The 22,666-nt window shown below is 61.9% G+C and carries 17 protein-coding genes and 1 pseudogene; 7 read left to right on the forward strand and 11 right to left on the reverse strand.

The annotated features are described in order from the left end of the window. Nucleotides 1-139: 139 nt before the first annotated feature. On the reverse strand, nucleotides 140-460 hold the full coding sequence (locus AC1Q5A_RS13510; protein WP_492701430.1) for a helix-turn-helix domain-containing protein: 321 nt from the start codon (nucleotides 458-460) through the stop codon (nucleotides 140-142). 277 nt (nucleotides 461-737) lie between these two features. Between AC1Q5A_RS13510 and AC1Q5A_RS13515 the strand changes: the two genes are divergently transcribed. After that, nucleotides 738-3,140, forward strand: coding sequence for a TonB-dependent receptor plug domain-containing protein (locus tag AC1Q5A_RS13515; RefSeq protein ID WP_492701432.1), 2,403 nt, complete (start codon nucleotides 738-740; stop codon nucleotides 3,138-3,140). A gap of 5 nt (nucleotides 3,141-3,145) precedes the next feature. Continuing rightward, complete coding sequence (locus tag AC1Q5A_RS13520) at nucleotides 3,146-5,242, forward strand: Atxe2 family lasso peptide isopeptidase (protein WP_492701434.1); 2,097 nt, start codon at nucleotides 3,146-3,148, stop codon at nucleotides 5,240-5,242. Here the strand turns inward: AC1Q5A_RS13520 and AC1Q5A_RS13525 are convergent. The 4 genes from AC1Q5A_RS13525 to AC1Q5A_RS13540 all read right to left on the reverse strand — a co-directional run bounded on the left by AC1Q5A_RS13525 (nucleotide 5,239) and on the right by AC1Q5A_RS13540 (nucleotide 8,642). Then, on the reverse strand, nucleotides 5,239-6,981 hold the full coding sequence (locus tag AC1Q5A_RS13525) for an asparagine synthase-related protein (protein WP_492701436.1): 1,743 nt from the start codon (nucleotides 6,979-6,981) through the stop codon (nucleotides 5,239-5,241). The two genes, AC1Q5A_RS13520 and AC1Q5A_RS13525, sit on opposite strands and share 4 nt — an antisense overlap. Continuing rightward, nucleotides 6,981-7,658: a lasso peptide biosynthesis B2 protein gene (locus AC1Q5A_RS13530; RefSeq protein ID WP_492701438.1), complete on the reverse strand. Its 678-nt coding sequence runs from the start codon at nucleotides 7,656-7,658 to the stop codon at nucleotides 6,981-6,983. Before AC1Q5A_RS13530 ends, AC1Q5A_RS13525 begins: the two co-directional genes overlap by 1 nt. 50 nt (nucleotides 7,659-7,708) lie before the next feature. After that, nucleotides 7,709-7,852 carry a benenodin family lasso peptide gene (locus AC1Q5A_RS13535; RefSeq protein ID WP_492701440.1) on the reverse strand — a complete coding sequence of 48 codons (144 nt, stop codon included), beginning with the start codon at nucleotides 7,850-7,852 and terminating at the stop codon, nucleotides 7,709-7,711. Between the two features lie 169 nt (nucleotides 7,853-8,021). Beyond that, nucleotides 8,022-8,642 carry a GntR family transcriptional regulator gene (locus AC1Q5A_RS13540; protein ID WP_492701442.1) on the reverse strand — a complete coding sequence of 207 codons (621 nt, stop codon included), beginning with the start codon at nucleotides 8,640-8,642 and terminating at the stop codon, nucleotides 8,022-8,024. A gap of 732 nt (nucleotides 8,643-9,374) precedes the next feature. Between AC1Q5A_RS13540 and AC1Q5A_RS13545 the strand changes: the two genes are divergently transcribed. Beyond that, on the forward strand, nucleotides 9,375-9,656 hold the full coding sequence (locus tag AC1Q5A_RS13545; protein WP_492701444.1) for a hypothetical protein: 282 nt from the start codon (nucleotides 9,375-9,377) through the stop codon (nucleotides 9,654-9,656). An 84-nt stretch (nucleotides 9,657-9,740) separates the two neighbouring features. On the opposite strand, the gene AC1Q5A_RS13550 is transcribed toward AC1Q5A_RS13545, so the two are convergent. From AC1Q5A_RS13550 to AC1Q5A_RS13565, 4 genes are all read right to left on the reverse strand, one after another. After that, nucleotides 9,741-11,669, reverse strand: a complete 1,929-nt coding sequence (locus AC1Q5A_RS13550; RefSeq protein ID WP_492701446.1) for a LamG domain-containing protein — start codon at nucleotides 11,667-11,669, stop codon at nucleotides 9,741-9,743. A 189-nt stretch (nucleotides 11,670-11,858) separates the two neighbouring features. Then, nucleotides 11,859-14,498, reverse strand: coding sequence for a TonB-dependent receptor domain-containing protein (locus tag AC1Q5A_RS13555; protein ID WP_492701448.1), 2,640 nt, complete (start codon nucleotides 14,496-14,498; stop codon nucleotides 11,859-11,861). A 104-nt stretch (nucleotides 14,499-14,602) separates the two neighbouring features. Beyond that, a complete protein-coding gene (locus tag AC1Q5A_RS13560) occupies nucleotides 14,603-15,580 on the reverse strand; it encodes a FecR family protein (protein WP_492701450.1) in 978 nt (325 codons plus the stop codon). A gap of 14 nt (nucleotides 15,581-15,594) precedes the next feature. Continuing rightward, a complete protein-coding gene (locus tag AC1Q5A_RS13565; RefSeq protein ID WP_492701452.1) occupies nucleotides 15,595-16,143 on the reverse strand; it encodes an RNA polymerase sigma factor in 549 nt (182 codons plus the stop codon). 344 nt (nucleotides 16,144-16,487) lie between these two features. Between AC1Q5A_RS13565 and AC1Q5A_RS13570 the strand changes: the two genes are divergently transcribed. Beyond that, the gene (locus AC1Q5A_RS13570) at nucleotides 16,488-16,709 is read left to right on the forward strand and encodes a transposase (protein ID WP_492701454.1); all 222 of its coding nucleotides are present in this window, start codon (nucleotides 16,488-16,490) and stop codon (nucleotides 16,707-16,709) included. A gap of 23 nt (nucleotides 16,710-16,732) precedes the next feature. Further along, complete coding sequence (locus tag AC1Q5A_RS13575; RefSeq protein WP_492701456.1) at nucleotides 16,733-18,919, forward strand: hypothetical protein; 2,187 nt, start codon at nucleotides 16,733-16,735, stop codon at nucleotides 18,917-18,919. A gap of 457 nt (nucleotides 18,920-19,376) precedes the next feature. On the opposite strand, the pseudogene AC1Q5A_RS13580 reads toward AC1Q5A_RS13575, so the two are convergent. Together AC1Q5A_RS13580 and AC1Q5A_RS13585 are read right to left on the reverse strand one after the other, a co-directional pair. Continuing rightward, nucleotides 19,377-19,658: pseudogene (locus AC1Q5A_RS13580) on the reverse strand (addiction module antidote protein); the annotation flags it as partial. A 56-nt stretch (nucleotides 19,659-19,714) separates the two neighbouring features. Beyond that, a complete protein-coding gene (locus AC1Q5A_RS13585) occupies nucleotides 19,715-19,918 on the reverse strand; it encodes a type II toxin-antitoxin system RelE/ParE family toxin (protein ID WP_492701458.1) in 204 nt (67 codons plus the stop codon). A 220-nt stretch (nucleotides 19,919-20,138) separates the two neighbouring features. Here AC1Q5A_RS13585 and AC1Q5A_RS13590 point away from each other — a divergent pair, with 220 nt between their 5' ends. Both AC1Q5A_RS13590 and AC1Q5A_RS13595 read left to right on the forward strand, forming a co-directional pair. Further along, nucleotides 20,139-20,843 (forward strand): DUF3016 domain-containing protein, encoded by a 705-nt coding sequence (locus AC1Q5A_RS13590; protein ID WP_492701460.1) that lies wholly within the window; start codon nucleotides 20,139-20,141, stop codon nucleotides 20,841-20,843. Nucleotides 20,844-21,044: 201 nt separating this feature from the next. Then, nucleotides 21,045-22,655, forward strand: a complete 1,611-nt coding sequence (locus tag AC1Q5A_RS13595) for a glycoside hydrolase family 30 protein (protein WP_492701462.1) — start codon at nucleotides 21,045-21,047, stop codon at nucleotides 22,653-22,655. The last annotated feature ends 11 nt before the right edge of the window (nucleotides 22,656-22,666 follow it).

The raw sequence follows: 22,666 nt of genomic DNA on the forward strand, positions 1-22,666 counted from the left end.
GTTCCCTGGGGCTCGTCTGGTCAAGTGGGCATGATGGCCGCCGATCGCATGGCGGCCTTACTTCTCAAGCACGTCGTTTACGCATGGGGCATGAATCGAGAGCCGGGAGGATGGCGAGGGCCTGCTCCCGATGGCGGCTCTACTTTCCCTTCAGCTTTCTCTCGATCGCCTCTTTCAGCTTGACCGGCTTGTCGCTGCGCGAAGCTTCCGCGATCAGTCGCGCTTCCTCGTCATCCTCGATGTAGAAGTATTTCAAAGGCAGTGCCAAGGCCTTGGCGAACAATTTCTGCAGCCCAAGTTTCACCTCGTGCTCGCCCGTCTCGTAGCGGCTGACGCGGCTGCCCGCTACTGATTGATCGAGTCTCGCCGCTATCCCCAGCTGTGCTTGAGAGAAGCCATAGCTATTCCGCGCCTCGCGCAGGCGACGGCCGTAGATGGTTGTCGGGCACTTCTCGGTCATAAGCGCATATCAGTTTCGATATGCAGCAGCTTCCCGATGGGCACTTGACATTGATACTACGTAAAACGTAGTGTTAACGAAGCTACGTTTATCGTAGTCATGGGGCTTTTTGCTGGCGATCCGGTGCAAATGCAATCCAGCCGGAGCCAGTGAGGGGTGAAGACAGACATGGCGGCTTAGCTGGCAGCAGGCTTGTACGCGCTGAGAAGCGCGATCCGAGCCTGTGATCAAGCAGCAACCGGCAAGGCGCCAATCAGGGGAAAGCAAGGGACGCAGCATGAAGACAAGCACGCTACGCAACGCCATTTCCATCGCCTTGTTCGCGGCCGCTGCCGGCGCTAACGGGTGGGCAGTTGCCCAAGACGCCACGACAGACACGGCCGCGCAGGGTAGGGCGCCGGTGACCAAGGCGCCGGCCAAGACGCAACCGAAAAAAGCGGCCGACAAATCCGCGGCCCCATCGGCAACCGACCTGCAGACCGTGACCGTCACCGGCACGCGTATCCGCGGCGGCGGCACGCCATCGCCAGTCATCACGATCGGCAGCGAGCAGATCCGGCAGGAAGGCTTCACCGATCTCGGCGAGGTGATCCGCAGCGTGCCGCAGAACTTCTCCGGCGGCCAGAACCCGGGGGTGACGGTAGGCGCAATTCAGGGGAATCCCAGCAATCAAAACGTCACCGGAGGCGCGGGCCTGAATCTACGCGGGCTTGGGCCGGATGCGACGTTGACCCTGCTTAATGGCCGCCGCGTGTCCTACGGCGGGTTTTCCCAGGCCGTGGATATCAGTGCCATCCCGGTGGATGCCGTGGAGCGCATGGAGATCGTGCCGGATGGCGCCTCGGCCATCTATGGGTCCGACGCGGTGGGTGGCGTGGCCAACGTGATCCTCAAGCGCGATTTCGACGGCGTGACCGTGGGCGCGCGCTATGGAGGTGCCACCGACGGCGGACTGGTCACCCACGAATACAACGCCACCGCCGGCACTACGTGGGCCACGGGCGGCTTGATCGTGGCCGGCGTGAAAACCTCCAACGATCCGATCTACTCCGACCAGCGCGATTACACCCAATCGATGTATCGATCTTCGACGCTGTGGCAGGGCAACGACCTTCGCAGTGGCTTGCTCAGCCTGCATCAGTCGCTGGGAGATGCCGTCGAACTGCATCTGGACGCGCTCAGGAGCGAGCGGGACATCATGACTGCTCAGGCGTACGCCAGTGCCTACTACCCCAGCAGGACGAGGACCAGTATCACCTCGGCGGCGCCTAGTCTCGAAATATGGCTACCAGGCGACTGGACGCTCACGCTCGGCGGGAATATGGGGAAAGACAAGGCTTCATCGACCCAAGTGGCAGTGAGCAGGAAGACCGGGGCCATCACCAGACGCAACGTCAGCGAGTTCATGAACAAGATCCTGGCTTACGAGATAGGCGCGGAAGGGCCGCTATTCACGTTGCCTGGCGGCGAAGCGAGGCTCGCTACCGGTGCAGGCTACCGGTACAACGATTTTCGGTACCCGAGCGGCAACACGGTCTACGCCGATGGCGATGAAAGCAGCCGCTTCGCCTACGCCGAGTTGAGCCTGCCGCTGGTCCGGCCAGAGCAGGGCATCGGCGGAATCGAGCGGTTCGAACTGACCGGCGCGGTCCGCACCGAGGACGGCGATTACGGAAAGGTGACCACACCCAAGTTCGGTGCGATCTATTCGCCCAGCGCCGATTTCTCGTTGAAGGCCACCTGGGGGAAGTCGTTCAAGGCGCCTACGCTCGTGCAGCGCCATTACACCCAGTTTGCCGTCTACTATTCGGCGGCGACGCTGGGGCGTGGTTACCCCGCGGATGCCACGGTATTGTGGCTTTCGGGCGGAAACGCGGACCTGCATCCGGAGCGGGCACGGACATGGAGTGCCTCGCTGGCATTCCATCCCGAGGCGTTGTCCAGCCTCGAGATGGAGCTGGCCTGGTTCGATATCGACTACAACGCGCGGGTCGTGCAGCCCATCACCACGGCCAACGTCGGTGTGCTCGGCAATCCGGTCTACGCGGATTTTGTCGATTACGAACCCGCCGCGGCGGTTCAGGCCGCGGCGCTCGCGAACATCGCCAAGAGCAACTTCATCAACGCCGTTGGAGTGCCCTACGACGCCAGCAAGGTCGTGGCGATCGTCGACAGCCGGTATGTCAACGCATCCCGGCAACGGGTCAAAGGGCTTGACCTGTCCGGATCGTACCGGTTCGATCTGGGCCCAGGGCGGCTGGTGGTCCGCGGCTCGGCCAACTGGCTGGAAAGCACCCAGGCGCTGACGGCGGCTCAAAGCCCTTACGTACTGGCCGGTACGCTGTTCAATCCGGCCAGGATCAACAGCCGGATCGGGGCGGCCTGGCAGCAGGGCGGCTTCACCGCTTCGCTGTTCGGCAACTACAAGAGCGGGGTGACCAACACCGTCGACGGCAGGAAGGGCGCCTCGTTTACCACCTTCGACGCCACGCTGCGCTACGGCACCGGCGCGCGCGCCGACGCATGGTCGAACGTGGCGTTGGAATTGTCGGCGCAGAACCTGTTCGACCGCGCGCCGCCGCTGTATGCCGTCACCTCGCTGACCTATACGCCTTACGACTCGACCAACTATTCGGCGGTCGGCCGTCTCCTGAGCCTTTCTTTGTCCAAGCACTGGTGACGACGATGAAGATCTTGCCAATTCTTGTGCTCATGAGTGGGCTTTCGTATGTCGCCCATGCCCGGGCGGTCGAGCCTCGCGACCTGCTGGAGGTGGCCGACTTCAGTAGTCCTGTCGTGTCTCCGAATGGAAGGCTGGTGGCATTCCGGGTCGAGCAGGCTTCGGTCGAGCGTAATACTTATGATGCGTTCTGGTATGTGCAGGATGCCGACGGAGCGTCGCTCCCTCACCGGATCGGGGAAGGTGGCACAGTCCTGCGTGACTACGTAGGGGATTCTCTGCCAGCTACCGTCGTGTGGTCTCCCGACAATCGCTGGATCTACTACCGCGCCATGATCGACGGAAAGCTCGATGTGTGGCGTGCGGCGGTGGATGGTTCGGGCGCAGAACCCATCACGCATGACGCGGCGGACGTACGCGATTTTGCATTGGGCAAGGGCGGACGTGTGCTCAGGTACAGCGTCGGCGCGACCCGCGAGGAGGTTTGGTCGGCGGAGCAGGCCGAGTACGACCACGGCATCCACATCGACGCCACCGTGCCGGTTGGCCAGGAGCTGTTCCGCTCCAGTTATGTCGGCGGGCGCCTGGCGACGCAGCGCTTCAGCGACAAGGGTTGGTCCGATGGCGATGCTCCATTGTTGTCCGGCGTACCGGATCGCTGGATGGAGATCGACCTCGCCACGGGGGCAAGACAGGCGGTCGCGGGTCCGGATGCGCCTGCCGTGCCGCCGCTGGCTCCGGGCAAGTTCGGCGTCGATGGTGACCCATGGAAATCCGTCCGCGACACGCATGGCGGCGGGACGGCCTGGCTGACACGTGCCGGCGACGGCAAAGGGCAGATGTACCGGCCCGACGTCTTGCTGTCGGCGCTTCCTGGTAGGCACGCACGGAGGGCCATCGAATGCGAGTCGGAATTGTGCACGGGGAAGGCCATCTCGGGGATTCAATGGCGTCCGGGGCATGACGAAGTGCTGTTCACTGTCACCGATCCCCGCCAGGGTCTGGCGCAGTCGATCTTTCGATGGAATGTCGGGACCGGGAAGGTGCGTTTGGTCGTGGAGGCCAAGGGACTGATCGATGGCGGGCGCGATCCGGCATCGGAGTGTGGCGTCTCGGCCCAGGCGTTGGTGTGTGTGACGGCGGAAGCCGATCGTCCGCCGCGGCTGGAGAGGGTCGATCTGGAAAGCGGGCAGCGTCGTGTGCTGTTCGATCCCAACGCGGCGCTCGCGATGGACATGGCCAAGGTTCCCGTGCGTTTGCTCCGATGGGACGACAAGCAGGGCCGATGGTTCACGGGCCAGTTCTATCCGGCGCGACGCAGTGGCACCGAACCGGTTCCATTGTTCATCACTTACTACAGTTGCCCGGGCTTCGTACGTGGTGGGTTGGGGGACGAGTGGCCATTGGCTTCCCTGGCGCAGGCCGGTATTTCGGCGCTGTGTATCAACCGGCGGCCGGGTTACACGATGGACGCGGTTGCACGATACGGAGAGGGGCTGGCTGCGGTGGAGAGCGTGATCGATCTGTTGGTCGGGGAGGGCGAGGTCGACCGTGCGCGAGTGGGCATGGGCGGATTGAGCTTCGGCGGAGAGGTGACGATGTGGACGGCCATGAAGTCGGATGTGTTGGCCGCCGCATCGGTGGCCAGCCCGACGATATCGCCTCTCTACTACCTGATGAGAAGCCTGAAGGGCAAAGAAGCCTTCCTTAAGGGTTTGCGGGATATGTGGGGACTGGGTTCGCCAAGCGAGACACCGGAGCGCTGGAAGACGCTCTCGCCGGTATTCAACCTAGACAGCATCCGCGCGCCGATCCTGATGCAGACGCCCGAACAGGAGTATGTGTACGCGTTGGACTACGAGATTCCGCTGATTCGCGAGCACCTGGCGGACCTCTACGTGTTCTCGAACGAGTCGCATCAGAAGTTCCAGCCAAAGCACAAGCTTGCCGTGTACGAAAGGAACCTCGACTGGTTCCGGTTCTGGCTGCAGGGCTACGAGGATCCGGCACCCTCGAAGAGGGCACGGTACATGCGCTGGCGTGTCATGCGGGAGCACACACCGGAGAGGCGTCGGCCCCCAGTCTTCACGGCTCCCGGCTAGGCGTGGTTTCTTACCCAGTTCTCGATCATGCACAGGTCGAAGATGCGCATGAACGAATGGTCGCGGGCCGGTAGTGGACTTTCCAGAAAGAGATTCAATTTGCGCGGATCCAGCAGGCCGCGGGAGCAGAGATGGCCGTCCAACAGGAAGCGACCGATCGATTCTTTGTTCTTGCGGTAGACAGCGAAGGTGTAGTTCATGAAGGTGCCTTTGCTGCGTCGCTCCAGCACGTCTTGCGGAAGCCGTGCGGCGAATGCGGATCGGGCGGCGGCCCGGTTCTGGCCGCCCGATATCCACATCCAGGAGGGAACGCGCAGGCAGGCCTCCATCACCGGTTGAGAGAGCAGTGGCATCCGCACCCTTCGGTGACCGGCTCGAAGCGTGGCGTCCGCAAACATCTGGTTGCCGGCGAGATCGAAGATCCGTTCCCGATCGCCGTGAAGCGCATCGGCCGGTGCGGAGAACCATGGGTGGAGTTCCAGAGGGGGAATCTCGTCGGTTCGTGGCAGCAACGAGTAATCCGGTTTGTACGGGGCCTTGGGGCCAAGGTACAGCTTCCCCAGCGCCAGCCGTGCGGCTTTTGTCACGGTGCATCCATGCAGTCTGCTCAGATTGACGATGGCTTTGCAGCCTGCCGCCACCCCGCGCGTCTTGAAGGCATCGGCCGCGGGTGCGGCGGATCGGAGATAGCAGAAGACCGTATCGCCACCTCCTCCAGAGAACAGGCTGTTCACCCCCTGTGACTCTGCTGCATCGTCTATGGCGCGAGCGACTGCGCGGCCCAGCGCCCAGACCGCTGGTCGCGGTGAGTGCCTTGGCAGTTCGAAATCGATATCCGCATCTGCGAAGTCGAGTGGTCGCTGTAGCAGCTCGATGCCGAGCCGCTCTGCGATCTGGCTTGCGTAGCTGCGTTCGTCGGCGCCTGGTAACGGTGTGATGACGGTGCAACAGGCCACTCGCGCGTTCGCATCCGACAGGCAGGCGCCGACGATCGACGAGTCCAATCCTCCGGAGAGCTCGAGCAGCACGGTGCGGTCGGTCTCGGCCATGGCGTGGACCACCGAAGTCGTGGCCTCCCGAATCGTTCGCGCCGCCATAATGGGGTCGCTCTGCCGGGCTGTTGGCGTGACGAAGCGCCACGGGGACCAGGCCAGGCTGGTGGATGTTTTTTTCCCGTCCACCGAAAGGACGCAGCCGGGCAGCAGCTCGCCGATACCGGCAAGACCGGTACGGGATATCTTCATGTGCGGATAGGCCAAGCTGTGCCGCACGAAATCCCAATCGATCCGATCGCGATGCAGGCCGAGGCCCGAAGCGATCGCCAAGTCGGAGGTGATGAATCCGTTGTCTTGCTGCAACGAATAGACGCACGCAATGCCGCCGGAAGGATCCCGCGTGAGAGTGATGCTGTTGGCGTCCTCTTCAGTGGGCTGGAACAGCAGGTACTCGCCCCAGTAGTGGTCGAGAAGATGCTGCCGAAGTGTCGACTGTGTCGACAGATGTTGAAGGCCCGCCAGATCGTTGACTGGCCTGCCATCCTTGTCATACAGGTCGCCGAGAAGTATGCCGCCACCTGGCAAGTGCAAGGTGGGAGTCTCCTTGGACGCGAACAGTGCAATGCTGCCGACGCGGCCACGGCATTCCATGCCCAAGTTCTGCAGCGGATCTGCGAGTGGCCATTCGGAGGCTTCCGGACGGCCGACAGAATTGCCAGACAACGCGATATAGGGATAGCACATCAGACTACCCGGATCGGGACATGGGCTTGGGCAGTCCCAACGGTTTCGTTCAACACCAGCGGACCGTGTTGTACCCAGGCATGGGCGGAGAACGGATCGCAGGCCACTCCCATGACGAGGTGGGCATGCAGGCCTCGCTTGGCGAGGAACCTGACCATCGACAATGAGTCGATCAGACAGCTCATTTCGATGGGCACGTAGGGACGCGCACGGTTGAATGTGCTCGCGGCTTCCGACAAATGCTGCCGGAATTCGGTCTGGTCGCGGACAGGTGGCGACGTTCTGCTGTTGCGGTAGTCGCTCAGGGCCTGGAGGATGGACTTCAGGCGCCGTACTTCCAGTTGCCAACGCATCATGGCAACCATGAGAAAGACGTCTCGCACCGCATCGATGGGGACCCGTCTATCGGGACAGGGCATTTCAACCGCGCTCTCGCTGGGGAGGGCAATGTTCGTTGCCGCCCCATCGTACTCTGCTGCCGTGGTTGGCGGGATGAGGTTGTGTTTGACCAACCCACTGATGTCGACGCCCGAGTTCTCAGGGGCTTCCAGATAGCTGAGAAGGCTGCGCTCGAGTGCCCTGGAAAGTTGGAAGTATCGGTCGTTCTGTATATCCAAGAAGAACAGCCGGCCATCGAGTTCGCAGAACGATACGTCCGAATTCAGATGCCTGATCATTGGCGCTTCCCCTGAGGAAGGGGCGCGCTTTTCAGCGCGCCCCTTGGGGGTCAATCTTCGGAAATGCCCGGAAGGACGGGGCCGGCGCCGATCCCCTCGCCGATTGCAGGGCCTCCTTGGGTTTCGATGCTCGCGACGCCGAGCTCGATGGCATCGTCCTGCGCATTGCTGCGGATGTTCTCGTTCGTGTCCATCTCAGTCTCCTGCGGTTGTGTCATGGCAGTCCCATGACGCGGGCAGCGTAGGAGGCGGAGATTTTGATTTTCAAATGATTATTGCGCTGTCATCCGGTAATTATCCGGGAGTGTGATGGCCGTCCTGTCATGACGGATTCTGCTTCGACGCTTCTTCGGCTGATGCGCGCTAGTGGAGGTGATTGCTGCGGTCGCTGAGCAAGGCCACGATGCACGGGACGAGCTGCTTGCGGCGCTCGTGATAGTCGCGCAGTGCGGATTTCAGGGCCGGCATGTCGCGTGCCTGCCAGTGCCGGTTCAACCGCGAAAGCTCTTCGCCGGTGTGCTCGAACAATTCCTGCTTGGCGCGTCGTATCGGTGCCAGCTGATCGTTGGCCTGCTTTACCGCGCGGTGCAGGGGTTCGTGGGCTGTCGCGCGGGCGATCGCGTCGAACAGCTGCCACGTCAGTTTCACCAGATCGCCATCGGCGGCCACGAGCTCCGGTTTCCCGGTCTTCTGGAATGTCGGCGCCTCGCCGATATCGCATGCCATCAGCAACAGTCGCTCCATCCAGTCATAGAGGTTGCGCAAGGCGACTTCGTTGAGTAACGGCACGCGCAGGCCATTGCGCGCATGGTCGGTGACCATGCCTTCGCCCACCAGGCGGTACAGCGCGAATCGAACCGGCGTCGGGCTGGTGTTGAATTCGGAGGCGAGCGTGGCCGGATCGATTCGTTGCCCGGGAGCGTAGCGTCCCGCCTGCAGGGCACGCCTGACCTGTCGGTAGACGAATGCACTCTTGGAATCCACGACGGGACCTCCCAAGGCCGCTTTTAGCACGAAGGTTATTGCGATACAACGCAAGATATTTCAGGCGGCTGCCGCGTGCAGTAGCCGCAAGTGGGATCCAGGCAGGGGGCTGGCGATTGCGGCCTCGTCGCGGGGGAATGATGGTGTCCAGCCGGCCGATCGCCCTGGTTTTTCACACGACGCGTGGATTCATCCTTCAGATCCAGCTTGACGATGGCGTGGATGAGCCGAATTTCATCGGTAGGATCATTGATGTAGTTGTGCCGGTTCGGTCGAGGTCATCTAACTTCTTGCCTGATTGACGCTGGCGCGCGGCCGACGCGATGATGCGCGCAGTCGTCCGCCGCCTCGCGGTCCGTGATGACGCCGTGGAAGTCAGGACTGGGGGTCACTGATGTCAGGGAAGACCAGGAGCCGGAGTGCAACTGCCTGTCCGATCACAACGGACGGATTGATCGTGCGCATTGGCAGTGGACTGCAGGCTGTCGCCCGGCTGGCGCTCGTTTGCCTTTTGGCCAGTTTCAGCGCGTACGCTGCAGGAAGCGACTCCGCGCCTTTCGACTGCAACGCAGACCACTGCGGACTGCTCGTCGATGGCGCTTATCCGAATCTGGTCATTGGCCGGCTCGACCACGTGGACACCGCCGTGGATATGGCTCGGGCCTTTCATTGGGCCAGGGCGCACGGATACTGGAAGGCTTTGCCTGCGTTGACCGAACCCTAGATGCGCTCGTGACTGACCGCCACCTCGCCATGGCCGGCAATCTGGTCAGGACTCCAGTCCCCGCGAAGACGATCCTCCATCTGCAACCACGTGACTTCGTCGATGCGCGGCAAGGCGTTGGCGGCGTGCCGGCGATGAACACTCATTCGGTGCGCCGAGCGCGACTCATAGTCGCCTCGCTGGCGGGCATTGCGCCGCAGCTCGCGACTGATGGTGCTGTCGGCTCGCCCTATCTCACCGGGGATTGCCGGAGCGAGAAACCTGCCTTCTTCAGCCACTGGATCTGGTAGCGTTCGCTCTGGCTCAGGCGCGTGTAGCTCATGTGCAGTTCCACTTGGCGGTGAAGCTGCGCAGGCTACCGTACCTGCGCCACTTCAATGTTGAGGGTGCTGCACTTCAAAGTTGAATCCGCCTAGGGCCGACCTGCATGACGTCTTGTTACGTCTGCCAGCCAAAGTAGAAATTTCCGACTGGTTGAGCGCACGATCAAACAGCATCACCTGCGCAATCTTTCCGACGAAGCCATCCCCGATACTCAACGGGAAGGGATTGGCGGCCGGCTGCTTGTCGTAGCGGGTTTCGCGGGCCAATTTGCCGTCAACGTACAAGCGCAGGATGTTGCCATCGTAGGTAACGGCTACATGATGCCAACCGCGAGCGAGCTGCTGTTCGACCATCGCCCCCGCGGTATCCTCCGGGGCTTCGCTGCGATAAAGATAGTCTTCACCAGCGTTCACGAACCCCGACACGCTTCCCGACGCCGACATCCCGATGCCGTAAGAATCCCCTTTGCTCAGGATATTCGAGCCGGAATAGGCAAGAATGCCACTCTCGTGCCTCACGGTACGACCATTGCTTTCAACATAATGAAGTCTGTTGACGTCGTAATATGCCTTGCCGCCAACAACATCCAACATCTTGTATCCGGTCAGATAGTCGTCTCCATCGCCCCCAATGTGACGCTGTTGGGTCCAATGATCGCCATTCAGATCTGTACTCGCGGTCCAAAATGATATGCCAGATGATCCAACCTTCAGCATGGATTTCGAAGGCTGCTTGGTGGCAGAAAATGCATACAGGACTCTGTCGCCCACGATTTGAACACCGGCGGGTGTCGCATTTCCTATACCAAATGTCCGCTGGCGCTCCTGGAAATTGGAACCATCCGTCGCCATGCTTCCTGTCCACAGGTGCGCATTTCCTTTCGAATCGCCTTTGGAAAGCGAGAAATAGATAATATCCTTGTCAACCCTCAATTGAGCAATGATCCACCATGAGGAATCATGAATGCGGCGGATTTCGCTCCACCCGGAGCCATCAAGATTTGATGAGGCAATGATTACATCGTTTTTGCCATAAACGTGATCTTTCGATACCCCGGCAAGAAAAATATAATATATTTTATTTCCGGATACATGAAAGCTGGGTATCAATCCACCACTTGTCGTTTGCTGCCGCGCTTTCCAGGACGAACCATCGAGATTGGAGGTGGCCGTCCACAATTGCCACTTTCCGTTTCCATCTTTCATCGGAAACGCATAATAAACCTTGTTGCCTACGACCTGAACGTTGCGGGCCTGCTCTACATCATAGCGTCCTTTGGTGGACGTCCTCTGACTTGACTGCCAATCCTTGCCATCTGTCCGGCTCGTGCCGGTATAGATCTGCCAAGTGCCATCGGCAGCGTTTCCAAAGTATTGGAAAAACATGCGGTCTGCGACAACCTGCAGTTTCGGTTCGAGGCCGCTCATGGGCAGCTCTGTTCGTTTCTCATCATTCCATGAGCCGAGATTGACATCGGCAACCCCCGACCAGATAACAGACTTCCAATAAAAAGGAACTTTTTTAGGCGAGTCATAGCTGTCTACAGGCGGATCCGAATTTGTCACAAAATAAATATGGTCGCCAACGATCTGAAAGTTCGGGCTCCTCATGCCGGGTAGTTCCAAAGTACGAAACCGGACTCCTGATCCTTCCACCCAGGCCGCGGCCGAAAAGGCATGGTCAAAATTCAGGAGATTATCCGCGCTTACTGAAATACGGCTCTTTCCATCAAACTCTGCAGCGCATCCAAATGATGAGTCAACCTGACTGACGTTCCCTACAACGGCACTCCTTCTATCATGCGAGATAGCGTCTGCTCCCAAATTATTCATGTTTCTGAAGTCGAATGATGCAATCGATTTCATCCCAACGGTCGAGTTCGCCTCCGGGCGCGCAGCACCTGCTATCGAATGGCTTCCGATAGAAAATAGAACGAAAACTGCTGTCAACAGGATGAAATGATTCGATTGCCTTTGCATTGCTAAACCCTCTTTAGTTGTGCGACCTGTTGTTGGCCGCGATTTTCCCGACCTTGCCAACCTCTTTGCACACAGCACCCGCGCTGTGTATTTCGATACCCTGCTTACAGTCTCGGTACTAGGCCACGAATATTCATCGGATCACAGTGTGTGGATGAATCCGTGCTCGTTTTTAGTCACAAACCGGCATCACCAATGCTTTGATACGGAGAGGCTCAGGAAACGCCCCACCGCCGAATAGTTGGTGGGATCGTAAGGTGTGTAGGTCCACGAAGTGGGAGTAAACAACGGCGGAGCACGATCGAGTAAGTTCTGCACCGATAACTCCAACGCCAGATTCGACCATGCGTCATCGCGCGCGCCGGTGTTGTAGCGCAGCGTGGTATCGAAGGTGGTGAACGAAGCGCCCTTCTTGCCGTCGGCGATGTTGGTCACTCCGCTCTTGTAGTTTCCGAACAGCGAAGCGGTGAAGCCGCCCTGCTGCCACACCGCTCCGATCCGGCTGTTGATCCTGGCCGGATTGAACAAGGTGCCGGCCAGGTCGTAAGGGCTTTGCGCCGCCGTCAGCGCTTGGGTACTGTCCAACCAACTGGCCGAGCCGCGGAACGTCAACCGCCCCGGGCCCAAGTCGGCTCGATATGACCCTGACAGATCGACCCCTTTGATCCGTTGTCGGGCGGCATTGACATACCGGCCATCGACGATCGCCACGACCTTGCTTGCATCGTAAGGTGCGCCAACGTAGTTGTAGAAGTTGCTTGCGTTTGCAACTGCCTCAACCAGCACTGCTTCGGCAGGGTCGTAATGGACAAAATCCGCGTAGATCGGATTACCGAATACCCTGTAAGTGGTGATCGGTTGCAGAACACGCTCGGTGTAGTCGATATCGAACCATGTCAGCTCCGTTTCGAGCTGGGGCAACGCCTCCGGGTGGAATGCCAACGAGGCACTCCGTGTCCGGGCCCGCTCAGGACGCAGGTTTGCGTTGCCGCCCGACAGCCACAACGCCGTGGCATCCGTGGGATACCCCGTGCCAAACGTTGATGCCGGATAGTAGATGGCGTTCTGGGCGAGATAGCGCTGCACCAACGTCGGTGCCTTGAATGACTTGCCCCATGAGGCCTTCAAGGAGACATCGGCGCTGGGCGAATAGATCACACCAAACTTGGGCGTGGTCACCCTCCCGTAATCGCCATCTTCGGTGCGAACCGCGCCTGTCAGCGCAAATCGCTCAAGCCCGCCGATGCCCTGCTCTGGCCCGACCAGCGGCAGGCTCAACTCGGCATAGGCGAAGCGGCTGCTCTCGTCGCCATCGGCGTTGATCTTGTTACGGCTGATGCTCAGGTACAGAAAGTCGTTGTATCGATAGCCTGCACCCGTGGCCAGCCTCGCTTCGCCCCCGGGTAGCGTGAACAACGGACCCTCCGCACCGATCTCGTAAGTCAGGCTTTTGTTCCTGTACGCGACGAGGCCTCTGGGAGTGACCGCTCCGTCTGCCCTATTCACCATCGGTTGAGCAACAGAATTCTTCTCTTTCCCCACGGCCCCACTGAGCGTGAGCGTCCAGTCGCCCGGCAGCCATATTTCGAGACTGGGTGCCAGCAGGGTGGTCTTCGTCTTTACGTTGTAAGGGTAATAAATGCTGGGATACGCCAAGGCTGTGTGACTGTTCCGATCGTTCCCGAGCGCGTCCAGATGTAGTTCGACGGCATTTCCCAGCGACTGATGCAGGCTGAACAAGCCACTGCGAAGATCGCTGCCTTGCCACAGTGTCGAAGGCCGGTACATCGAACGGGTGTAGTCGCGCTGGTCCGAATAGATCGGATCGTTGGAGGTTTTCTGCCCCGTCGCGATCAAGCCTCCCGTGGCCCAGGTCGTGCCGGCGGTGGCGTTGTACTCGCGCGTGATCAGCCCACCGTCGGTGGCGCCGCCATAACGTGTACCAATGGTCACCCCGTCGAAGTCGCGCTTGAGGATCACGTTGGCCACGCCACCCACCGCATCGGAGCCATAGATGGCCGAAGCACCATCCGGCACGATCTCGAGACGCTCCACCGCCTCAACCGGAATCGCACTGATATCGACTGCCTGTGCGAAGCCGCCGTAGGACATGCGATGACCATTGAGCAGAGTCAGGGTCGCATCCGGCCCCAGGCCGCGTAGATTCGTGCCCGAGCCACCGGTGATGTCTTGATTGCTGGGGCTTCCCTGAGCAGCGCCTAACGAGACTCCCGGATTCTGTCCCCCACTGAAGTTCTGCGGGATGCTGCGAATCACCTCGCCGAGGTCGGTGAACCCTTCATCCTGGATCCGTTGCGCGCCGATGGTGATCGCCGGCGATGGTGTCGTGCCACCACGGATACGCGTGCCGGTAACGCTGACGGTATCCAACTGCGTCACTTTCTGCGCAGCAGCGGATGACGATGCCTTGGATTTCGACGCCGGCCTTTGATTGGTGTTCACCGGTTGTGGCGGCGGCGCCTTCTCGAGCGCATAGGTTTGCCCATTGACGCGCTTCCACGCGAGCCCCGTCCCGGCGAGCAACTGCGTCAATGCCTGCTCAGCGCTGTATTGGCCCGAAACACCTTTGGCCTGTTTGCCGGCAATCAGGTCCGGCGCGAAGACCACTTGCCTGTCGCTTTGCGCGCCCCACGCGCCGAGCGCGCTGGACAGCGAACCGGCGGGGATGTCGTACTGGCGAATCGATTCGCTCGATGCAGCGGATTGCGCATAGGCGACAGGCAGAGTGGCAACCAGCGCCCCGCATAATGCCGCGCACAAAACCTTCCTGACGATTCCCGGCCGATACTGATTGCCCGCTGTGTTCATGCACCCCTCCTCATGTAGGCGAACGCCGAAGCAGCGCCCTCTTGCATGGGGTAACAATCGAACGTCGCGCAACCCTACCTGCGCGGAAGCGATGCACAGCGAGGTCAGCGCGGCATCAGCACGATTTCGTGTGTGTCGCGGCGGGCCACGCGCACCGGGAATACAGCGGAAAGAGCTGCAGCGATGGCGGCGTTGTCGCCGGCACGGAAACTGCCACCCACCGGCAGCCTGGCCAGCCTGGGGTCGCCAAGGCGCAGCTTGACCGCGGAGTAGCGGTTGGCCTCGGTCACGGCCTGGCCCAGCGGCAGGCCGCTGAAATCCAGGCGGCCACGCATCCAGCTGGTGATCGCGGCCGTGTCCACACGACGCACGTCAATGCCGGTGGTGCCGGTGCCGTAGCGGGCCTGTTCGCCCGGCACCAGCTGCTTGTGTTCGTCCCGCGCAACGACCTCTACCCGCCCTTGCAGCAAGGTGATTGCGGCCATGTCGTCTTCATTGCGCACCTGGAACTGTGTGCCGAGATCGGTGACGCTGCCGTCGCCCGCGATGACCTTGAACGGGTGCCGGTCATCGTGCACGACATCGAACATCGCCTCGCCTTGCTGCAGCAAGACTTCGCGCTGCCGAGGGCTGTAGCGCACCTGCAGCGTGGTTTGCGTGTTGAGGACGATGCGGGTGCCATCGGGCAACTGCTCGGCACGTTGCTCGCCCAGGCCGGTGCTATAGACCACCGGCTGCGTGTGCGTCATCAGCGGCAACCACCGGATGCCACCGAATACCGCGATTGCCGCCAGACACGCCGCCGCCAGCAGCGGCCGCCAGCGACTGCCGTTCACTTGCCACCGCCTGGACGCGGTGGCCGCCATCGCTGCAGCCGCCATCTCGCGCATGCGCGCGGACCCCTGCAGTTGCTTCCACTGTTCCCAAGCACGCTCGGTCTCGGCGTAGGCGCGCGCATGCGCTTCACTACGGCCACGCCACGACTCGAAGGCCGCCTTCTCGCTGGGCGTGTGCAGACCGTCACGACGCCTGGCGAACCAGGATGCGGCTTCTTCGCGGATGGCATCGTTCGTGGGGTTCATATGGTTGCCAACACTCAAAGCTCGAAGTCCCCTACCTGTGCACGACACTGGACGATGGCCTTGGCGAGGTGTTTTTCGACCATCTTCACGGAGATGCCGCAGCGCTGCGCCACCTGGGCGTTGCTGAGTCCCTCGATGCGGCTAAGCAGAAACACCGTGCGGCATTTCGCGGGCAATGCAGCGACCGTCGCTTCCAGCGCATCCAGTTGGCGCCTCGCCTGCCACTGCCGTTCGAGGCCCGGTGCCGCGGACGCCACATCCACCTTGGAGAAATCGGTGGGCTCTTCGATCTGGTGCAGCGCATGCCAGCGCCAGTGATTGTTGAGCACGTTGCGTGCGATGGCGAACAACAACTTGCGCAACGACTCGGCCGTCTGGCCGTGCCGATAGCGCATCAGCTTGCTCCAGGACTCCTGCGCCAGGTCGGCAGCATCCTGTGCATGCGTCACACGACCGCGAAAGAAATGGAGCAACTCGGCCTGGTGCTCGCGCGCAAAGGCATTGACGTCGATGTCATACGACGGCGTTTCCGCTTCGCTCCATTCGGCCGATAGTTTCGACACACCAAGAACCCCGCCCCTGCCTGATTTGGCCCACTCAATGTGATGCTGCCCCAAGGTTCATGTCAACGCCTTGCCATATAAAAATCAAGAAAAAACCAGCATTTATGACCATTGAAGGTCATGGCCGCATGAGGCACGTTTGCAGTAAACACGCGAGAGCGGCCTGACCCTACCTTTGCTCTCGCTCGATCAAATCTCTGGGCCGGACCGGCTGCCGCCGATCACAGCACAATCCCCCTCACGAACGCCCAGCCGGCCTCTGATCGTACCGGTCGTACGGTATTCGCGTTTCCAGTACTCGTTACATCTAGCCCATCGATGTCGCGCTGAATGCCAAGAGCTACTTGGCCGACCCGTACTCGTCGTGGCAACGCGGCACCAACGAGAATGGCAACGGCCTCATCCGCCAGTACTTCCCCAAGGGCTGCAACCTGGCCTCCTTCGACGACGCCTTCATCCAGCGCATCGAGGGCAAAACCAACAACCGGCCGCCGAAGCGGCTAGGCTATCGCACGCCGCAAGGAGTGTTCGAGCGGTCGTTCAAACGCGCTGCACTTCGAAGTTGAATCCGCCCCTGGACATCCTCACCATGAAAAGCCGCTTCGCGCTTGCAGTCACGTTGTTGCTGCCGTTTTTGCTGCTGCCGCGGACAAGTTTCGGCATGCGCCATGAGATCGCGAACGGATCTCTGGTGTTCTCGATCGACGATGCCACCGGCGCCTATGCGCTCGACGACGGCGCGCTGCATTTTGGCGGTCGTTTGCCTCGCGGCGCGGCGCGCGTGACGAAGTCGGCGGGAGGGCTGCGCTTTCCGCTCATCGAGGGGATCGAGGCGAGCGTGGCCCCGGCGCCCGGCCGATCGAATGCTCTGTTGTTCTCATGGCGGGTTGCAGACGCGGGCCCGGTGGCGACGCCACCGGCGTTTCCGGATTTCGTGACGGTGCCCGCCGGGCTGCATTCGCTTTCGCACCGGCAGATGAATTTCGCGCCGCCGGTTTTCGACGATCCGCAGGACGTATCGACGCCCTGGGTGCTGTTCACCGGGGCCGGCCACGCCCTGATCATCTCGCCGGCGTCGGATTTCTTCCTCGCGAGCATGCTCGGTGACGCCAGGACACGTGTCGCGGTGGGATTGAATGCCGAAGTGGGGAAACTTCCCGCCGGCTTCAGTGCGGCGGCAGTGGTGGCGGCTGCGCCGGATATCGCCTCGGCCTATGACGCCTGGGGAGCTGCGTTGCGCGGGCTCTACCACCGCCGCCCCGCGTCGGCGGAGGCCGATCCGATCCTGCGCGATATCGGTGTGCTTACCGATAACGCAGGCGGCCATTACTACTACAACTACGAATATGCCGAGGGCCTGAATTACGAGGAGTCGCTGGTGCGATTCCTCGAGCGCAGCCGGGAGGCCGGTTTCCCGTTTGGCTACCTGCAGCTCGACAGCTGGTGGTACGCCAAGAGCTCATGGAATCCGGAGGAGAAGGTCGGCCGGATCAAGAATCCGGCACTCCCCGACGAGGACTGGAATCGCTACGGCGGGCTTGTCGAATGGAAGGCGCAGCCGGGCGTGTTTCCGAAGGGCATGGCCGCCTTCCACGAACGCGTGAAGCTGCCATTCTTCGCGCACAATCGCTTCATCGACAAGGACAGCCCCTATCGGAAGCGTTACCAGATCTCCGGCGTGGCGGCGGTCGACCTGGGTTACTGGAACGAGCTGGCGAACTACGCCGCGGCGAATGGCATCGCCGTTTATCTGCAGGACTGGCTCGATGCGACGTACAGATTCTCGCCGGAACTGCGTGCGGTACCCGGCAAGGGCGAGATGTTCATGGACGGCATGGCGTCCGCGATGGCTGCGCACGGGATCACCATGCAGTACTGCATGGCCTATCCGCTGCACATGCTGCAGGGCGTGAAATATCCGAACCTGACGACCATTCGTGCCGCCGGCGACGGCCTGACCCGCTCGAAATGGACGCAGCTGGCGTTCAATGCGCGCCTGATCCACGAGTTGGGCGCATGGCCGGCAACCGATGTGATGCCTTCGGGCGACACGGCAGCGATGCTGTTCGCCACCCTTTCGGGCGGACCGGTCGGCGTCGGCGACGCATTCGAGAAGCTCGACAGGACCAACATCTTCAGGGCGGCGCGTGCCGACGGCGAGATCGTGAAACCGGATGAGCCGCTCATGCCGCTCGGCGTCAGTTACCTGACCCAGGCGCAAAAGACGAGCGTGCCCATCATCGCCGCCACATTCACCCGGCACGGCGGCCATGCCACCGCTTACGTTCTGGCATTCGCGGATGATCCCCGCAGCGCCACGACGGACTTTTCCCTGACGCCGAAGGATCTGGGCTTCGGCGGAACCGTGGTGGTATTCGACCCGGCATCGGAAGCCGTCGTCATCAAGGACGCCGACCAGGCCATCACGGGAAAAACGACCGGCCCCGATGCGTTCGCGTATCGCATCGTTGCGCCGCTGTCCGCATCGGGCATCGCCGTTTTCGGCGACCTCGGGAAGTTCGTCAGCATGGGGCGCAAGCGTGTCGTTTCATACGAAGACGTTGCCCGGGGTGCCCGGCTGAAACTTGCCTTCGCAGCGAAGGACGGCGATGTCACCGTGGCCGGCTATGCAAGGTCGGGCATCGTTGCGCACGCAGAGGGTGCGACTGTCGTGTCGACGGAACGCGATCCGCGGACGGGCCTTTTCAAGGTGACACTCCGGTCTCCAGGCCGCTCGACTGTTGTCGCCACGCTTACGCTGAAGGCCCAGGGGTGACCCGCGACGAACCACTACTCTGAAAGGTCGCGACCGTCGGCACCTGTGGTGCACGCAGGGCCGCACGCGGACCGAGCCACCAAGGGGTGGGCCTTGAGCCCGAGACTCTGTGCGACGCACGACGCGCACCTGGACGGCATCCGCGAGAACCGATGAGTGTTTGGCTAGCAACAAGGGCTGCTGGCGCGGCCCCAACCAGAACGGTGACTGGTGCGATCTTGGCACCGCACGAAACACAACGGCTGGCGGTCAGCGGCAAGACGGGCAGATACTCCCCGCTACGGCTGGGGAAGAGCACCTACGTGCCTGTTGGCCCCAGCTGCGAAATGGTGGCCCCTGTTTGCATCGTCGCCCGTCCAGCAGGAGGCGCTCAAGCGCTGGCACGCGCCTTAGCCTGGCGCGGCTTGGACGCAAGCTTGGCCGTTTTCGCTATAACAGGGCGCTTGGCCTTGGCCTTGACCGGCTTGGCGACCATGCGCACCCCGAGGGCGCCCATGATCTTGGAAATGGTGGCGAAGCCGGGTTTCGCACCGGGACGCAGCGCCTTGTAGAGACTTTCGCGCCCGAGACCACTATCTTCGGCCACCTTGCTCATGCTCCGCGCGCGCGCAATGTCGGCAAGCGCGGACAGGAACAGGTCCGAATCGTTTTCTTCAATGGCTTCGTTGAGATACGCGGCGATGGCTTCGTCACTATCGAGATACTCGGCGACGTCGAACGCCGAGAACTTGGTGGACATGACACACTCCTTATCTTGGTATTGCCTGACTTGGTGTAGCGTAACTTTTGGCACAGCTAGTCCAACGGTGAACTTGCCGCCAGTATCTTCTTTGCTTTCTCGATGTCCTTCTGCTGGCTCGACTTGTCGCCGCCGCACAGCAGCAGATACAGCGTGTTTCCTTTCCTGGCGACATAGACCCGGTAACCCGGGCCGTAGTCGATACGCAGTTCACTGATACCGTCGAAGTGCTTCGACGTCGCCCATATTGCCGGCGGCAAGACGCTTGATCCGCACCAAAACCTTGGCCTTCGCGGTCTGATCCCTCAGGCCTTCGAGCCACTCCTTGAATTCATCGGACTGTTGGACGGCATTCATAGCGCAATTGTATCCAATTGGATACGTATGTCAAAGGTGCGGTTGTTACCATCAAGAACAAAAGTACGCGAACATTTCTGCTTTGCGGCGGTCCAGGGACGGGATGTCGGCGAGGAGAGACAGATGCGCGTTACCGATGGGCGAAAGTTGTCACACGAGACGCTGGAAGCGATGCGTATTCGGGCAGTCAGGCGGTGGAATCCGGACAGCGCTCCCCGCCCGGCGTTGGCCCGGACGTATACTGATGCCCGCTGCGCCACGGCCGCGACACCCGCCTGCTCCGGCCGCCCGACCCGTTCCGGGAGAGCCATCATGAAATCTTTCTCGCTGCTCCGCCTGCTGTGCCTTGCCTGCCTTGTCCTCGCGCCCGTCATCGCGCAGGCCGCGACGCCGCCCGACAACGTGAGCGTGCGCTACAAGGATCCGCAGCACTTCACCGAGGCGAAGCGCAGTGTCGGGGTGCACCTGATCGATCCCGACGCTTACCTGAAACCGCTCAGCGCCTATATCGTCCAGCGCGCCTCGCGCATCCTGGCGCCGGGCCAGCGGCTGGACATCGAGGTGACCGACGTGGTCCGGGCTGGCGCCTACGAGCCCTGGCGCGGCCCCGACTTCATCGACGTGCGCATCATCCGGGACATCTATCCGCCGCGCATCGACTTGAACTTCACCTTGTACGGCGCCGACGGCAAGGTGCTGCGCCAGGGCGAGCGCAAGCTGCGCGATGCGGCTTTCCTCAGCAGCAGCTCGCCGGTCGATCAGGATTCGTTGCGCTACGAGAAATCCCTGATCGATCTATGGCTTCGCCGGGGCGCCGGGAATCTCTGACGCTTGCCTCGCGACTCCTCCGGGAATGACCCGTCCAGGGAGACCGGAATCACAGGTCGGGGCGGATCTTGCTCGGCAAGTCGACTCCGACCCCCGTTTTGCTGCACTCTTCACCGACTTGTCATGAACAAGCCGGAGGCTCCGTGAGCGTGAGGTTGTCGCAAGCGCACTGCAACGTGGGCAACGGGATTTGCGTGCATCATGGATGAGCGCAAAGGTGTCCCCGGCTGGATCGCCGTTGCATCCGCCGCGTTGATTACCTTGCTCGCACTGGCAGCCCTTCATGCGCCGCGCCGCGCGCATTTCGCGGTGCAGACCGAAGTCACCCTGACCCCGCTGCCGGCAACCGCCGCGGTCAAGCTGTGGTTGAGCACGGCGGATCGCCGGCTGCGCCTGGTGCGGCAGCCGGACATCGAGGCGGGTGTCACCGGGTCGTCGCCCGCCGACGTGGTCGTCGACCTCGGCAGGAAATACCAATCCATCGTCGGCTTCGGGGCGGCGCTGACCGACTCGTCGGCGTGGCTGATCCAGAACCGGTTGAACGGGCGGCAGCGCAGTGCGTTGCTGCACGAGCTGTTCGGGCCGCCGCCCGCCCTCAACCTGGGCATGATGCGCCTGACCATCGGCGCTTCGGATTTCTCGCTACAGCCGTATACCCTGGACGACCTGCCGGCCGGCCAGGTCGACCCCGAGCTGCAGCACTTCAATGTCGCCTCCAATTTGCGCAACGTCATCCCGGTCGTGCGCGAGGTGATGTCCATCAATCCCCAGCTGCGCATCATCGCCTCGCCATGGAGCGCGCCGGCGTGGATGAAGGACAGCGAAAACCTGATTGGCGGCGCGTTGCTGCCGCAGTTCGAAAGCACGTACGCGGACTATCTGGTCAAGTACCTCGACGCCTACCGCGGCTACGGCATCCCCATCTTCGCCCTGACCGTGCAGAACGAGCCGGGCTTCATACCGCTGACCTACCCGGGCATGGATTTCCCGGCGGCCACCCGCGCGCGCATCATCGCGCAGTATCTCGGTCCGGCGCTGGCCGGGCGCAAGCCCAGGACGCTCATCCTCGGCTGGGACCATAACTGGGACAAGCCGGAACAGCCCCTGGGCGTGCTGGCCGACCCCGATGTCGCGCGCTATGTCGACGGCATTGCCTGGCACTGCTACAGCGGCAGCCCGTACGCGCAGGGCCGCGTGCATCGCGCGTATCCCGGCAAGGATGCCTACATCACCGAGTGCTCCGGCGGCGACTGGGAGTCGAGCGAGAACGGCGAGCTGATGTGGTTCACGCGCGACCTGCTGCTCGCCGGGCTCAGGCAGTGGGCGCGTGGCGTGGTGTACTGGAACCTGGCGCTCGACGAGCAGCACGGCCCGCATTTCGGAGGCTGCGACGCCTGCAAGGGCGTGGTGACGATCCACTCGCGCACCGGCGAAGTGGATCGCAACGACGAGTACTACGCGTTCGCGCACTTCAGCCGGTTCGTGCTGCCCGGTGCCGTGCGGGTGGGGTCCACCGCCACCGACAAGGGCATCGACAATGTGGCGTTCCAGAACGCTGCCGGCGGATCGGTGGTTCTGGTGGTGGTCAACAGCAATGCGCAGGCCAGCCGTATCTCCGTGAAGCAGGGCCGGACCCGCTTCGAATACGCGTTGCCGGCGCAGAGCGTGGCGACCTTCGAATGGAACCCGGACCAGGCAGGCAGCCCCGCGGGCACGACCGGCCCGTTGCCGCTCGATTCGCCGCTGGCCGGAAAGCCGCCCGGCCCCGCGGCCACCGGCGGGCGGGACGGCGAGCGCAAGCTGGCCGAGTGATGCCGTGTTCC

The sequence above is a fragment of the Rhodanobacter sp. GW835-FHT13D09 genome (assembly GCF_058793995.1).

Excerpts from the sequence above, each read along its gene's own strand:
- AC1Q5A_RS13530 (WP_492701438.1), bottom strand. The coding sequence starts at position 7,658 with ATGATCAGGCATCTGAATTCGGACGTATCGTTCTGCGAACTCGATGGC.
- AC1Q5A_RS13510 (WP_492701430.1), bottom strand. The coding sequence starts at position 460 with ATGACCGAGAAGTGCCCGACAACCATCTACGGCCGTCGCCTGCGCGAG.
- AC1Q5A_RS13560 (WP_492701450.1), bottom strand. The coding sequence starts at position 15,580 with ATGAACCCCACGAACGATGCCATCCGCGAAGAAGCCGCATCCTGGTTC.
- AC1Q5A_RS13515 (WP_492701432.1), top strand. The coding sequence starts at position 738 with ATGAAGACAAGCACGCTACGCAACGCCATTTCCATCGCCTTGTTCGCG.
- AC1Q5A_RS13535 (WP_492701440.1), bottom strand. The coding sequence starts at position 7,852 with ATGGACACGAACGAGAACATCCGCAGCAATGCGCAGGACGATGCCATC.
- AC1Q5A_RS13590 (WP_492701460.1), top strand. The coding sequence starts at position 20,139 with ATGCGCGTTACCGATGGGCGAAAGTTGTCACACGAGACGCTGGAAGCG.
- AC1Q5A_RS13595 (WP_492701462.1), top strand. The coding sequence starts at position 21,045 with ATGGATGAGCGCAAAGGTGTCCCCGGCTGGATCGCCGTTGCATCCGCC.
- AC1Q5A_RS13555 (WP_492701448.1), bottom strand. The coding sequence starts at position 14,498 with ATGAACACAGCGGGCAATCAGTATCGGCCGGGAATCGTCAGGAAGGTT.
- AC1Q5A_RS13575 (WP_492701456.1), top strand. The coding sequence starts at position 16,733 with ATGAAAAGCCGCTTCGCGCTTGCAGTCACGTTGTTGCTGCCGTTTTTG.
- AC1Q5A_RS13525 (WP_492701436.1), bottom strand. The coding sequence starts at position 6,981 with ATGTGCTATCCCTATATCGCGTTGTCTGGCAATTCTGTCGGCCGTCCG.
- AC1Q5A_RS13520 (WP_492701434.1), top strand. The coding sequence starts at position 3,146 with ATGAAGATCTTGCCAATTCTTGTGCTCATGAGTGGGCTTTCGTATGTC.
- AC1Q5A_RS13550 (WP_492701446.1), bottom strand. The coding sequence starts at position 11,669 with ATGCAAAGGCAATCGAATCATTTCATCCTGTTGACAGCAGTTTTCGTT.